At 66.8% G+C, this 12,573-nt stretch carries 10 protein-coding genes and 1 pseudogene; 5 read left to right on the forward strand and 6 right to left on the reverse strand.

Annotation, left to right across the window (positions count from 1 at the left end; all coding sequences use genetic code 11):
• The first annotated feature begins 96 nt into the window (after positions 1-96).
• Together ACCQ13_RS10175 and ACCQ13_RS10180 are read left to right on the forward strand one after the other, a co-directional pair.
• Complete coding sequence (locus ACCQ13_RS10175) at positions 97-732, forward strand: glutathione S-transferase N-terminal domain-containing protein (protein ID WP_104604810.1); 636 nt, start codon at positions 97-99, stop codon at positions 730-732.
• A 78-nt stretch (positions 733-810) separates the two neighbouring features.
• Positions 811-1,251, forward strand: coding sequence for a ClpXP protease specificity-enhancing factor (locus tag ACCQ13_RS10180; RefSeq protein WP_104604812.1), 441 nt, complete (start codon positions 811-813; stop codon positions 1,249-1,251).
• 188 nt (positions 1,252-1,439) lie between these two features.
• Here ACCQ13_RS10180 and ACCQ13_RS10185 read toward each other — a convergent pair whose 3' ends face one another.
• The 3 genes and pseudogenes from ACCQ13_RS10185 to ACCQ13_RS10195 form a co-directional block, all read right to left on the reverse strand.
• Positions 1,440-1,784, reverse strand: a complete 345-nt coding sequence (locus ACCQ13_RS10185; protein WP_104604814.1) for a DUF3301 domain-containing protein — start codon at positions 1,782-1,784, stop codon at positions 1,440-1,442.
• Between the two features lie 178 nt (positions 1,785-1,962).
• Positions 1,963-2,463 carry a transposase gene (locus tag ACCQ13_RS10190; protein WP_159407975.1) on the reverse strand — a complete coding sequence of 167 codons (501 nt, stop codon included), beginning with the start codon at positions 2,461-2,463 and terminating at the stop codon, positions 1,963-1,965.
• A pseudogene (locus tag ACCQ13_RS10195) lies at positions 2,450-3,085 on the reverse strand (ISL3 family transposase); the annotation flags it as partial. The pseudogene ACCQ13_RS10195 and the gene ACCQ13_RS10190, both read right to left, overlap by 14 nt.
• Before the next feature lie 463 nt (positions 3,086-3,548).
• Here ACCQ13_RS10195 and ACCQ13_RS10200 point away from each other — a divergent pair.
• From ACCQ13_RS10200 to ACCQ13_RS10210, 3 genes are all read left to right on the forward strand, one after another.
• Positions 3,549-7,940, forward strand: coding sequence for a DEAD/DEAH box helicase (locus ACCQ13_RS10200; protein WP_274391924.1), 4,392 nt, complete (start codon positions 3,549-3,551; stop codon positions 7,938-7,940).
• A 465-nt stretch (positions 7,941-8,405) separates the two neighbouring features.
• Positions 8,406-10,067 carry a methyl-accepting chemotaxis protein gene (locus ACCQ13_RS10205; RefSeq protein WP_274391925.1) on the forward strand — a complete coding sequence of 554 codons (1,662 nt, stop codon included), beginning with the start codon at positions 8,406-8,408 and terminating at the stop codon, positions 10,065-10,067.
• Between the two features lie 11 nt (positions 10,068-10,078).
• Positions 10,079-10,588: a chemotaxis protein CheW gene (locus ACCQ13_RS10210; protein ID WP_104604820.1), complete on the forward strand. Its 510-nt coding sequence runs from the start codon at positions 10,079-10,081 to the stop codon at positions 10,586-10,588.
• Between the two features lie 55 nt (positions 10,589-10,643).
• On the opposite strand, the gene ACCQ13_RS10215 is transcribed toward ACCQ13_RS10210, so the two are convergent.
• The 3 genes from ACCQ13_RS10215 to ACCQ13_RS10225 form a co-directional block, all read right to left on the reverse strand.
• Positions 10,644-11,729 (reverse strand): sensor domain-containing diguanylate cyclase, encoded by a 1,086-nt coding sequence (locus tag ACCQ13_RS10215; protein WP_104604822.1) that lies wholly within the window; start codon positions 11,727-11,729, stop codon positions 10,644-10,646.
• Between the two features lie 183 nt (positions 11,730-11,912).
• Positions 11,913-12,089 (reverse strand): hypothetical protein, encoded by a 177-nt coding sequence (locus tag ACCQ13_RS10220; protein WP_167526890.1) that lies wholly within the window; start codon positions 12,087-12,089, stop codon positions 11,913-11,915.
• A 200-nt stretch (positions 12,090-12,289) separates the two neighbouring features.
• A complete protein-coding gene (locus ACCQ13_RS10225) occupies positions 12,290-12,514 on the reverse strand; it encodes a hypothetical protein (RefSeq protein ID WP_104604824.1) in 225 nt (74 codons plus the stop codon).
• Positions 12,515-12,573 lie beyond the last annotated feature (59 nt).

Genomic DNA, 12,573 nt, shown 5'->3' on the forward strand with positions numbered 1-12,573 from the left:
TGACGTGATTGCACACTCGATGGACCGTGGTGATGGTCGGCGTTGGGCCGGCCGCGCCGATGCGGCCGGCGGATTCCGGTCGTCGGAGAGCCTTGAATGGCGACGAGTGTGCGCATGCGCAATACCTTGACCTTGTTTTCGTCCAACGATGACGTGTTGTGCCACCGGGTCCGTTTGGTCCTGGCGGCGAAAGGGGTGACCTACGACCTGGTGCCGGTCGATCCGCAAAATCCCCCCGAAGATCTGATCGATCTTAATCCCTATCACTCGGTGCCGACCCTGGTCGAACGCGACCTGGTGCTATACGCCGCATCGGTGGTCAGCGAATACCTGGACGAGCGCTACCCGCATCCGCCGTTGATGCCGGTGGACCCGCTCTCGCGTGCGCGCCTGCGCCTGGCGATGCTGCGTATCGAACACGACTGGGTGCCGCAGGTGCAGGCGATCCAGCTGGGCAACAAGACCCAGGCCGAGGCGGGGCGCAAGCGGTTGCGCGAGCTGCTGACCGCATCGGTGCCGCTGTTCAAGGCCAGCAAGTTCTTTCTCAATGCCGAAATGAGCCTGGCCGACTGCGCGATGGCGCCGATCATCTGGCGACTGGACGCGTTGGAGATCAGCCTGCCCAAGGACGGCAAGGCGATCGAGGACTACGGCAACCGGATCTTCCGCAACCCAGGGTTCATTCGCAGCCTCACTGACCAGGAAAAAAAGCTGCGCGACCTGCCGGGCTGATGCGACGGCTGTATGCCAACAGACCGGCTTGCGCGCGTGGTGCCGCCGCTGTGGGCCGGGTCCGGGTAAAATGACGCCATGAGCGAAGATTTCCCCCGCATGACCAGCCATCGTCCGTATCTGCTGCGCGCCTTGGTTGAATGGATCAACGACAACGGCATGACGCCGCACGTTCTCGTGGACGCAGGCTTGCCCGGCGTGCAGGTGCCGGCCAGCGCGGTCAAGGACGGACGGGTGGTGTTGAACATCGCCGAACGCGCCGTGGTCGGGTTGCAGGTCGATAACGAGGGCGTCAGTTTCACCGCGCGCTTTGGCGGCGTGAGCCATCCGGTGATGGTGCCGATGGCCGCCGTGCTGGCCGTGTACGCACGCGAGACCGGGCAGGGCATGGCCTTGCCGGACGACATTCCCGGCACCAGCAGCGAGCCGCCGGATCCGGGTGCGCCGCCGCCAAGTGCGCCGACCCCGGACGAGTCGCCCAGTGGCGGCAAGCGTCCGCATCTGCGCGTGGTCAAGTAGGTCGGCCGACATGCGCGACGGGAGCGTTCCGACGCAGGCGGAGCGCACCCGCCATGTCGATTGCAGTGAGCCGGATGCTTCCGACGCATACGATGACCACTCGATGACAGTGATGCGCGTTGCTTCGAGAATTTAGCCGCGTCAGGCGTAAATCCGGTCGCGTTCCAGGCGCTGCGCCTGGCGCCGTGTCATTCCAGACGCTCTTGCGCCGGATGCAGCGCCCGCACGCTGGCCACCTGCGGGCCGGTGAAGGCGATCAGTTGATCGCCGCGCAGCACCAGCTTGCCGCTGTGGCGATCCACGCCATCGTAGGAATAGTCGAAGCGGAAGGTCCGCTCGAACCCCAGCCAGCCGGTGGGCATGCGGCAGAGGCGGATGCCGGTGGAGTGCACGCTTTGATCCAGCCACTGCACATCGGCGGCACGGCAGGCATTGCGGCCCAGCACCTCGGCGCGTTCGGCGGCGGCACGCGAGGAGTTCCAGAACGCGACGATTGCCGCGCCAACGATCATGAAGACGATGAGACTAGGCATGGCGCCAATGTGCCATGGCCTTGCTTGCTCGACAATCGCAAGGCCGTGGATATCCGCTGATTGATGCAGCGATGTCGTGGCTCGGCGTCGAAGTCTCAGTCGCGTGACCGGCACCACGCGCGCTGCGGGCGAGGATGGTCTCGCCTTCCTGACGCTGCATTTTCGGGGTCTTCGCGGATCACTGTGGGTGCAATCGAGCATTTTCGGGTAGCGCGGGCAGGAAGCTGGCGATGATCTTGAGCCTCAGGAACTCCTCGTCGCGATAGCCGTAGGCGCTGCGCTGGATGACCCGGATCTTGTTGTTGAGCCCTTCCACCAGGCCGAGGCTGACCTTGTTCTCCGGCCTGCAGTACGCCGCGATGCCGTCCCAGTGCCGCTCGATCATCCCCACGAACGTCTGGTAGGGCGCCAGCCGCTGCCAGCGCAGACTCTGCTTCCAGCGCTCGAAGAACTCCCGTGCACCTCGCTCGGTGCGGTAGCTCCACAGCTGCCCGAAGGACTCTTTCAGCAGGTACGCCGTGTTCAGACGTTTGTTGGCCGCCAGCAACTTGGCGAGCGCCTTTCGACCGTCCAGGGTAAGGTTTTCGCGATTGCTCAGCAGGGTGTATGTAACGCTGGCCCTTGATGTAACTGCGATCCTGGCCTTGAAGGCGCTTGTATTCGTCGCGCCGCACCTGATCGAGCGCGTCGGACAGGTGGCGCATGATGTGGAATTTGTCGAACACGATGCTGGCGTTGGGCGCGTTCTTGCCCACCGAGTTGCGAAACGGCCGCCACATGTCCATCACCGCCACGTCGATGCCAGCACTGCGTTTTGGGCCCAATTCGGCGAAGAACTGGTCGATGTCCGCCTCGGTGCGCCCACTGCCGCCGAACCAGATCGGTCGGCCGCGCTCCAGATCGCTGACCACAACGCGGTAGTCATGGCCCTTGTGGATCGCGATCTCGTCGATGCCGATGGCGCGCGGCGCCGGCGTCCCCGCCCGGCGCACCTGCTCGGCCATGTACAGCTTGGACAGCTCCTTGACCGTGCTGTCGTGCAGGCGCTCCAGCTCAGCCACGGCCTTGTGCGTCATGCTTCGGCACAGATTGCCCACATGCAGGGCGAATCGCTCGGTGTAGCGCGGATTTTTGGCCAGCCAGTCCAGCCGCTCTACGTGCACGCCGCCGCACCCCGGACAATCGACACGCCAGCGCTCAAACTCCACGAACAGCATCCAGCCGGCCGCCCGCAAGTCGCGGGCGCGGCACAGGCGCTTGTCGTAGCGGCTGCGACACCGATGGCCACAGTTGGAACACACGGCCGTTTTTTTCGGCGCCGCAAGGTCACGATCCGCGCCTTCGGGGCGCCGAACACGCCCTTGAGCGTGGACTCCGCCGCAAAGCCGGGGAAGGAAAACAACGCGCTCAGCCGACGGCCCGTTTTCATGCAGAACACCGCGTCAAGAAGTCAGCACAGGATGTACCACCTTCTGGGACGGTGGAAAGGGCCTGTTTCCAAGGCTCAACGCAGATTCAGGGGCCTCAAGGCACCCACACGAATCCGCGATGAGCCCATTTTCGAGGTGCCCTGGGGAGCGAGGGAGGGGAGTGAGATCGGCAGCAGACGCCCGTGAATTTGTTCACCACCGCTGCAGATGCCGGCTTGCATCCGTGCTGCGGCGGCGCCACCTCACAGGGGCGTCTCCGCATCGAATTTACATTTCCGCGTTGACCCCCATCCGGCCTGCCGCCCGGGCGGGTCATCTGCGACTGGTATCGCCCATGCATCCTGTTCTGCAGCAATTCCACCCCGTGGTCGCCGGCTGGTTCGCGCAGACCTTTGCTGCGCCCACGCCGGCGCAGCGTGCGGCGTGGCCGGCGATCCAGGCCGGGCGGCACACGCTGGTGGCCGCGCCCACCGGGTCGGGCAAGACGCTCACTGCATTCTTTGCCGCCATCGATGGCCTGATCCGCGACGGCCTGGACCATGGTGGCGCGTTGCCGGACCAAACCCGTGTGGTCTACGTCTCGCCGCTGAAGGCCTTGTCCAACGATATCCATCTCAATCTGGAGGCGCCGCTGCAGGGCATCCGCGCGGCGTTGGCTGCCAACGGGCTGCCGGACGTGGCGGTGCGTACGGCGGTGCGTACCGGCGATACGCCGCAGCGCGAGCGCGCGCAGGCGCGGCGCGTGCCGCCGCATATCCTGGTCACCACGCCGGAATCCCTTTACGTGCTGCTGGGGTCGGCGTCCGGGCGCGATGCACTGCGGCATGTGCGTACCGTCATCGTCGACGAGATCCATGCGGTGGCCGCCGACAAGCGTGGCAGCCATCTGAGCCTGACGCTGGAGCGGCTGCAGCGCCTGGCCGAGCGGCCGATCGTGCGGGTGGGGCTGTCGGCCACGCAGAAGCCGATCGAGACGGTGGCGCAATTCCTGGTCGGCGTGGGCGAGGACGGTGCAGCGCCGCCGTGCGAGATCGTGGACATCGGCTATGCGCGGGCGCGCGACCTGGCACTGGCATTACCGCCCACGCCGCTGAGCGTGGTGATGTCCAACGATCAATGGCTGCAGGTCTATGCCGAGGTGGCCGCGTTGGCGCAGCAGCATCGCACCACGCTGGTGTTCGTCAATACGCGGCGCATGGCCGAACGCGCCGCGCGGCATCTGGGCGACCTGCTCGGCAAGCAACGGGTCGCAGCGCACCATGGCAGCCTGTCGCGGCAGACGCGCCTGCTGGCCGAGCAGCGGCTCAAGGCTGGCGACCTCACCGTGCTGGTGGCCACCGCCTCGCTGGAGCTGGGGCTGGATATCGGCGATGTCGATCTGGTCTGCCAGCTCGGTTCGCCGCGCTCGATCGCCACCTTCCTGCAACGCGCCGGACGCTCAGGACACAAGGTCGGCGGCACGCCCAAGGCGCGCCTGTTTCCGCAGACCCGCGACGAACTGGTCGAATGCGCCGCATTGCTGGACAGCGTGCGCCGAGGCGAACTGGATACCCTGCGCATTCCGCTGGCGCCGCTGGACGTGCTGGCCCAGCAGATCGTGGCCGAAGCAGCCTGCGAGGACTGGGATGAAGACGCGTTGTTTGCGCTGGTACGCCGGGCATGGCCGTTCGCGCAACTGAGCCGCGCCAGCTTCGACAGTGTGGTGCGCATGCTGTGCGATGGCTTCAGTACCCGGCTTGGCCCGCGCGCAGGCTATCTGCATCGCGATGCGGTGCATCGCCGGCTGCATGCGCGGCGCGGTGCGCGCATGACCGCGCTCACCTCCGGCGGCACCATTCCGGAAACCGGCGACTACAGCGTGGTGCTGGAGCCGCAGGCCGACAAGATCGGCACGGTGAATGAAGATTTCGCAGTGGAGAGCCTCACCGGCGATGTGTTCCAGCTCGGCAATGCGAGTTACCGCATCCTGCGCGTGGAGGCCGGGCGCGTACGCGTGGAAGACGCCAAGGGCGCGCCGCCGAACATTCCGTTCTGGCTGGGCGAGGCACCCGGCCGCAGCGACGAGCTGTCGGTGGCCGTGTCGCGCCTGCGTGGCGAGATCGCGGCCCGGCTGGACACGACGCCGCACCCGGCCGCGTGCGCCTGGTTGTGCGATGAACTGGGCATGGCGCCGGAAGCGGCGCAGCAATTGGTGGACTATCTTGCGCAGGCCTGCACGGCGCTGGGCGCCATGCCGACCCGCCAATGCCTGGTGATGGAGCGTTTCTTCGACGCCAGCGGCGGCACCCAGCTGGTACTCCATTCGCCCTATGGCAGCCGTATCAATCGTGCATGGGGGCTGGCGCTGCGCAAACGCTTCTGCCGCACCTTCAACTTCGAACTGCAGGCTGCCGCCACCGAAGATGCCATCGTGTTGTCGCTATCCACCAGCCACAGTTTCGCGCTGGAGGAGGTGGGCCGTTACCTGCATTCGTCGTCTGCCGAGCATGTGCTGACCCAGGCATTGCTGGATGCGCCATTGTTCGGGGTGCGCTGGCGCTGGAATGCCACCAATGCGATGGCGCTGCCGCGTTTCACTGGCGGCAACAAGGTGGCACCGCAGTTGCAGCGCATGAAGTCCGAAGACCTGCTGGCCACGGTGTTCCCGGACCAGGTGGCGTGCGCGGAGAACCTGGTCGGCGAGCGCGAGGTGCCGGACCACCCGCTGGTGGCGCAGACACTGGAGGACTGCCTGCACCAGGCCATGGACAGCGAGGGCTGGCTGCAGGTGTTGCGTGGTCTGGAATCCGGTGCGATCACGCTGCTGGCACGCGACCTGGCGGCGCCATCGCCGCTGGCGGCCGAGGCCTTGAACGCGCGCCCGTACGCGTTTCTGGACGATGCGCCGCTGGAAGAGCGCCGCACCCAGGCGGTGCAGAGCCGCCGCTACACGCCGCAGAGCAGCGACGATCTGGGGCAACTGGATCCGCAGGCGATCGCAGCGGTACGCGAAGAGGCCTGGCCGCAACCGCGCGATGCCGACGAAATGCACGAGGCGCTGGTGGGCCTGGGCGTGCTGCCGGTCGAGCAAGCCACCGATGCATCGTGGCAGGCCTGGCTGGCGACGCTGGTCGCCGATGGCCGCGCCAGTTGCCTGGCGATCGACGCTGCGCCTGCGCTGTGGGTGAGCGCCGAGCGCATCGCCTGGTTCATGCCGTTGTATCCGGATGCAGCGGCGCAACCGCGGTTGCAGGCGCCGCTCGACTGTCAGGTGGCCGACTGGCAACGCGATTGGGCGGTGTGCGAGCTGTTGCGTGGGCGCCTGTCGGCAGTCGGCCCGGCGCAGGTGCCGGCGCTGGCGCGCGCGCTGCGCCTGCCCGAGACCGATATCACGCTGGCGTTGGCGGCCCTGCAGCGCGAGGGCTATGTCATGGCGGGGCGCTTCAGCGCGCAGGCCGCGGCGGAAGAGTGGTGCGAGCGGCATCTGCTGGCGCGCATCCATCGCTACACCCTGGGGCGACTGCGGCGCGAGATCGAGCCGGTATCGCAGCGCGACTACGCGCGTTTCCTGTTCGAATGGCAGCACCTGGACAGCGCCGGCCGGGGTGCCGGCCCCGATGCGTTGGCCGGCGTGGTCGGGCAGCTGGAAGGCTTCGAAGCACCGGCGTTGCTGTGGGAAGCCGAACTGCTGCCGGCACGCGTGCGCGACTATCAACCAGCGTGGCTGGATGAACTGTGCACCGCCGGCCGCACCGTGTGGGCGCGGCTGCGCCCTGGTGGTGGCCGCAGCGCCGCCGCGTTACGGTCGACCCCGATCGTGCTGCTGCCGCGACGGCAGGCGCAGCGCTGGAGCGGCCTGGCGCGTACCGCCGACGAAGAACCGCTGGGTTCGCGCGCGCAACGCGTGGCAGAGGTATTGCAGCAGCAGGGCGCACTGTTCTTCGATGAGATTGCCGATACCGCGCGTCTGATGGGGACCGAGCTGGAAAATGCACTGAGCGAACTGGTCATGCGCGGTCGCGTGCACTGCGACAGCTACGCCGGGTTGCGCGCGCTGCTGGTGCCAGCGTCCAAGCGGCCGTCGGCGTTGTCGCGCCATCGCCGCCGTGCCAGCGCGTCGGGCATTCGCGATGCCGGCCGCTGGGCGCCGGTGCGTGCGTTGCCGGACGTGCCACTGGCGGAAGCCGGCGAACGCCACCAGGACCTGCTGGAACACGTGGCACGCACACTGCTGCGCCGCTATGGCGTGGTGTGCTGGCGACTGCTGGAGCGCGAAGCCGCATGGCTGCCGCCGTGGCGCGAATTGCTGCGCATGTATCAACGCCTGGAAGAGCGCGGCGAGATCCGTGGTGGCCGTTTCATCTCCGGTCTGTCCGGCGAGCAGTTCGCGCTGCCGGAGGCGATTGCCGCCTTGCGCCGCGTGCGCGCACAGGTGCCGCAACACCAATGGGTCTGCGTCAGCGCAAGCGACCCGGCCAATCTGCTCGGCAGTCTGCTGCCCGGCGAGCGGGTCGCGCGGGTGCCGGGCAATCGCTTGGCGTACCTGGACGGCATGCCGATGGCGGCGTGGGTGGCGGAGCGCTTCGTACCGTTGCAGGAGCTAGACGCCGAGCACGGCGCGCTGGCACTGACGTGGCTGCAGCGCGGGCCCGGCGCCGCCGTGCCGACCCCGCTGGAACAGTGGCTGGCTCAGACGCCCGCTGGAAGGGTGCACGCGCCAACTAGGCGCGGAAGCGGCCGCGACTGATCGTGGTGATCCGGTACCGCCCGGTGCCACGCTGCCTCCACTGCCTTGCACCGTCCGATCCGGGAGTGCCAGCGTGCCATCCTCTTCGGTCTGCCGCCGTGTTGCGGCATCGCGCTCAGGTCCAGCGCGTTGCCGGCGGCCTTCGCTGAAGCCGTGCAGCTCGCATGCCGCAGGCCTGACGGAGCCGCGATGTCGGAATGGGCACCGCAGCGATGCAGAAACCTCCTGCAGGGGTAGGAATTTTCTGAATATGCGTAATCGAGAACGCATGACCGGTCACAAAAGCGCAGATCCGATCTGCTGAATAGGCGTGTAACTGTGGGCCATTGCTCAAGCGTATTCCGGCGTCGCCGATAGCTCTCAACGAATGGTTGGATCAGCCAGATCAGCGTGATCGGCACGCGCAGTCCGCCGATCGTCCAGGCAGCACCTGCCACCCGCGCCCACTTCTCGCGAGAATTCCTCATGCTAGGCAACATCAAAATCGGAACCAGGCTGATGGTGGCGTTCCTGCTCGTTTCGGCCATCGGCGCCTGCATCGGGTGGGTGGGCTATTCCAATTCCAGTCGCATCAGTAATCTGGCGACCTCGCTGTACGAGCGCGAATTGTTGGGCTTGTCCTACGTCAAGGAAGCCAACATCAACCTGATCTACGCCGGCCGCGCGCGCGCCAACCTGCTGCTGGCCAGCAACGCGCAGGAGCGGCAATCGCATGTGCAGAACATCGACAAGTACACCGCCAAGGTGGTCGACTACATGACACGCGCGCGCGGCAGCTTCCAGACCGAGGAAGGCAAGGCCAAGCTGGCGCAGTTCGACCGAGCCTGGCAGACCTATCTGGACGAGCGTGGCCGTTTCATCGAAGCGGCCAATCGTGAAGCGCTGCGCGAGGCAAACCCCGAACTCGCCGCACTCTCACATGCGGTGCGCGCCAGCTCGGACGAAGTGGACGCCCTGATGACCGACCTGAGCGGACTGCGCGAACGCAGCGCGGCCTCGGCCAATACCGAAACCAGCGCCATCCACGCCCGCGGTTCCAAGCTGCTGATGGCCATCATCTGCAGTGGCGTACTGCTCGGCGCGATCCTGGGCTTTGTCATCAGCCGTAGCGTCACCGGCCCGATCCGTCGCGCTGTTTCGGTGGCCAACGGGCTGGCCGAAGGCGACCTGAGCATGCAGATCGATGTGCATGGCCGCGATGAAAGCGCACAGTTGCTCGAAGCCATGCGCACCATGGTGCAGAAGTTGTCGCAGGTGGTGGGCGAGGTGAATACCAGTGCCGAGACCCTGGCCAGTGCGTCCGAAGAAGTCAGTGCCACCGCACAGTCGCTGTCGCAGGCGGCCAGCGAACAGGCGGCCGGCGTCGAGCAAACCAGCGCCTCGCTGGAGCAGATGACCGCCTCGATCAGCCAGAACACCGAGAATGCACGCATCACCGACGGCATGGCCACCCAGGCCGCCAAGGAAACCATCGAAGGGGGCGAAGCGGTGGTGGCCACCACCCAGGCGATGAAGCAGATCGCTCAGAAGATCGGCATTATCGACGACATCGCGTATCAGACCAATCTGCTGGCGCTCAATGCCGCCATCGAAGCGGCGCGTGCCGGCGAACATGGCAAGGGGTTTGCCGTGGTCGCCGCCGAAGTACGCAAGCTGGCCGAACGCAGCCAGGTCGCGGCGCAGGAGATCGGCGAGGTAGCCAGCTCCAGCGTGGAACTGGCCGACCGCGCCGGGCGCCTGCTGGACACCATCGTGCCCAGCATCAAGCGCACCTCGGACCTGGTGCAGGAAATTTCTGCTGCCTCCGAAGAACAATCGTCCGGCGTCAGCCAGATCAATTCGGCGGTGGTGCAGTTGAGCCAGACCACCCAGCAAAACGCCAGTGCTTCCGAAGAACTGGCCGCCACCGCCGAGGAGATGAGCGCGCAGGCCGAGCTGTTGCAGCAGAGCATGGCGTTCTTCCGGCTGGGCGGGCAGGGGCCGGTGGCGGCACCGCCGAAGCGGGGCAAGCAGGTCGCCGCCGCACGCCCGGTGCGTGCCGCAGGTGCACGCAGTTGGCGCAGCAGTGCAGCGCCAGCCTACGCAATGTCCGAAGGCCCTGATGAAGGCCAGTTCGCTCGCTTCTGAGAGACCGACCGATGACTGCACAGACTTCCGATGCGATGCCTGGCGACGCCGATGCGGCCGCACAGTACCTGACCTTTCAACTGGAGGGCGAGACGTTCGCGACTAGCATTCTTGGCATCCGCGAAATCATCCAGTACCGCGCGCCCACGCCGGTGCCATCGATGCCAGCATGCGTGCGCGGCGTCATCAACCTGCGCGGTGCGGTAGTGCCGGTGGTGGATCTGCAGGCGCGATTGGGACGTGCCGACAGCGCCATCAACAAGCGCAGCTGCATCGTGATCCTGTCCACCGAACAGGTACAAGGGCCACAGGTGATCGGCGTGCTGGTGGATGCGGTCAACGCGGTGATCGAACTGGCCGAGCAGGATATCGAAGCGGCGCCCGCATTCGGCACGCATATCCGTCGCGATCTGCTGCGCGGAATGGGCAAGCTCGGCGAGCGCTTTGTGGTGCTGCTGGACATGGAGCAGGTACTGCAGGTGGACCAGATCGCCGGTAGCGTGGACGTACTGGCGGCCTGAGTGCCACACGCCGGGTGGTTGCGAGCAAGCGCAGCCCGGCGGGTGGTGGTTCACCTCAATCGTGCAGCTGCCACCCGCTGAAGCGATGCACGCGGTTGCGTCCAGCGCCAATGGCCTGTTGCAAGGCATGGCGTGCGCGTGCCAACAGCGCGTTCGTTTCCCCGGCCTCGCCGAGTGTCGCTTCGACCACGCCGGCGCTGATGGTCAAGGCGCCGCAGGGCCAGCGCTCGTCCTGGACTGCCTGGCGCAGATCCTCGGCGACTTTCAGCGTATCGGCGGCGGCCATCGCTGGCAGCGCCACGCAGAAGCGATCGCCGTCCAATTGCGCCACGATCGCTGCCGCCGGCAGGCGGGTCTCCAGCATCCCGGCCACCTGCAACAACGTGGCCTGTGCGGCCGCCGCGCCCATCTGCAGCTTCTGCCGCTTGAATCCGTCCAGGTCGATCAGCACCAACCCCAGCGCTTGCGTCGGTCGTGCGTCGGCGCTTTGCGCGAGCGCCTGCACTTGCTGCTCCAGCCCGGCGCGGTTCCATTGCCCGGTGTGTTCGTCGCGCAGCGCATCCAGCGCGACCAAGCTGGCGGCATGTTGCAGTTCGATGGTATCCACCACTTGTCGGGCCAGTCGCTGCAGCGCATCGCGCTCGGTATCGGACAGCCGCCGCGGCGCACGGTCCAGCACGCACAGGGTGCCCAGTGCGATCCCATCGGAGGTCAATAACGGCGCGCCGGCATAGAAGCGGATCCGCGGCTCGCCGGTGACCAGCGCATTGTCTGCAAAGCGCGCATCCTGTTGCGTGTCTCCCACTTCCATCAGCCGATCCGGCGTGAGGATGGCGTGGGCGCAGAACGACAGCGTGCGCGGCGTCTCGCTAGGGCGCATGCCAACCCTGGACTTGAACCACTGCCGCTGCAGATCGACCAGGGAGATCAGTGCCATCGGCGTGCTGCACGCTGCCGCCGCGCTGGCGGTGAGCGCGTCGTAGCGTGGCTCGGGCGCGCTATCCAGCAAGCCGGTGGCGTGCAGGGCGGCCAGCCGGTCGTCCTCGTTGGCCGGTGCGTCTGCGCCGCGATAGGCGCCGAACTCGCCGGACAGCGGGGTTGCCTGGACCAGGGTCAGCGCGGGCGCATCGGGAGTCTGCATGCATGGCCTTTGGAAGTGGAGTGTCGTGGCGCCACCGGGGCGGCGCGGCGGCAGTGATCCTGTTGCGCATCGCACTGTCGGGGGGAAGATCTGTGCTCCGTGGCGGCCGACGGATCAGCAATCTTGCCATGGCAATGGCGCGACCCATGCGTCCGCGCCTGCAACGTCGCCTGGTGTTGCCGATTAGTCGTCCTGGCCGTGCTGTCGCTTCGGACGCCGGCTGTGCTCGTCGTGCACCTTCAGGTCGTCCTGCCCGGGGCGCTGCTTGGCGGTCTCGTCCTGCTTGTGCGATTCGCGGCTTTCGGCAACGCCGTTGGCGTCATCGGCAGCGTCGTCGGGTTGACGTGGATGCTGGCTCATGGCTTCGGTCCTGCGTGATGTTTGCAATCACGGTAGCGCGGGCGGCGTGATCCCGGCGGCATGATGAGGATGACCATGCCGTTTCGCGTGGCTGCCGGCGGACGCGTTTTCGGTCCCGTCTTGCGGGGCGAACAAGACGGCCTGCAAGTGCATGGAGCAAGCCATGGTGCGCCTTGGCGCGGGGGCAGGGCGGCAGCCCGCTACGACGTTGGTCGCACCTCCAGCAGCGCGCGCTCGAACCAGTCGATCACCTGCCGGTGATGCGGCTGGCCCCAGCGACGCAGGAATTGCTGGGTGTGATGTTCTCCAGCATCGCGCAGGCTGGCCAGGCGCTGGGCGATGAACGGGGCGGTCAGCGGCTGGGCACAGTCGATTTCGATGCAATGGCGCCAGGCGGCGTAGCTGTCGGGGACGGCGTTGGACATTGGGGTGGGCTCGGTCATGCAAGGAAATGAACGTGAGGACGCCGACGACGGCGCATGCG

Source organism: Xanthomonas sp. NCPPB 1638, assembly GCF_041475635.2.
Classification (GTDB): domain Bacteria; phylum Pseudomonadota; class Gammaproteobacteria; order Xanthomonadales; family Xanthomonadaceae; genus Xanthomonas; species Xanthomonas cucurbitae.

What these genes read in the sequence shown, in the direction of transcription:
- ACCQ13_RS10175 (WP_104604810.1), top strand. Translation starts at nt 97, where the DNA reads ATGGCGACGAGTGTGCGCATGCGCAATACCTTGACCTTGTTTTCGTCC.
- ACCQ13_RS10180 (WP_104604812.1), top strand. Translation starts at nt 811, where the DNA reads ATGAGCGAAGATTTCCCCCGCATGACCAGCCATCGTCCGTATCTGCTG.
- ACCQ13_RS10185 (WP_104604814.1), bottom strand. Translation starts at nt 1,784, where the DNA reads ATGCCTAGTCTCATCGTCTTCATGATCGTTGGCGCGGCAATCGTCGCG.
- ACCQ13_RS10200 (WP_274391924.1), top strand. Translation starts at nt 3,549, where the DNA reads ATGCATCCTGTTCTGCAGCAATTCCACCCCGTGGTCGCCGGCTGGTTC.
- ACCQ13_RS10205 (WP_274391925.1), top strand. Translation starts at nt 8,406, where the DNA reads ATGCTAGGCAACATCAAAATCGGAACCAGGCTGATGGTGGCGTTCCTG.
- ACCQ13_RS10210 (WP_104604820.1), top strand. Translation starts at nt 10,079, where the DNA reads ATGACTGCACAGACTTCCGATGCGATGCCTGGCGACGCCGATGCGGCC.
- ACCQ13_RS10215 (WP_104604822.1), bottom strand. Translation starts at nt 11,729, where the DNA reads ATGCAGACTCCCGATGCGCCCGCGCTGACCCTGGTCCAGGCAACCCCG.
- ACCQ13_RS10220 (WP_167526890.1), bottom strand. Translation starts at nt 12,089, where the DNA reads ATGAGCCAGCATCCACGTCAACCCGACGACGCTGCCGATGACGCCAAC.
- ACCQ13_RS10225 (WP_104604824.1), bottom strand. Translation starts at nt 12,514, where the DNA reads ATGTCCAACGCCGTCCCCGACAGCTACGCCGCCTGGCGCCATTGCATC.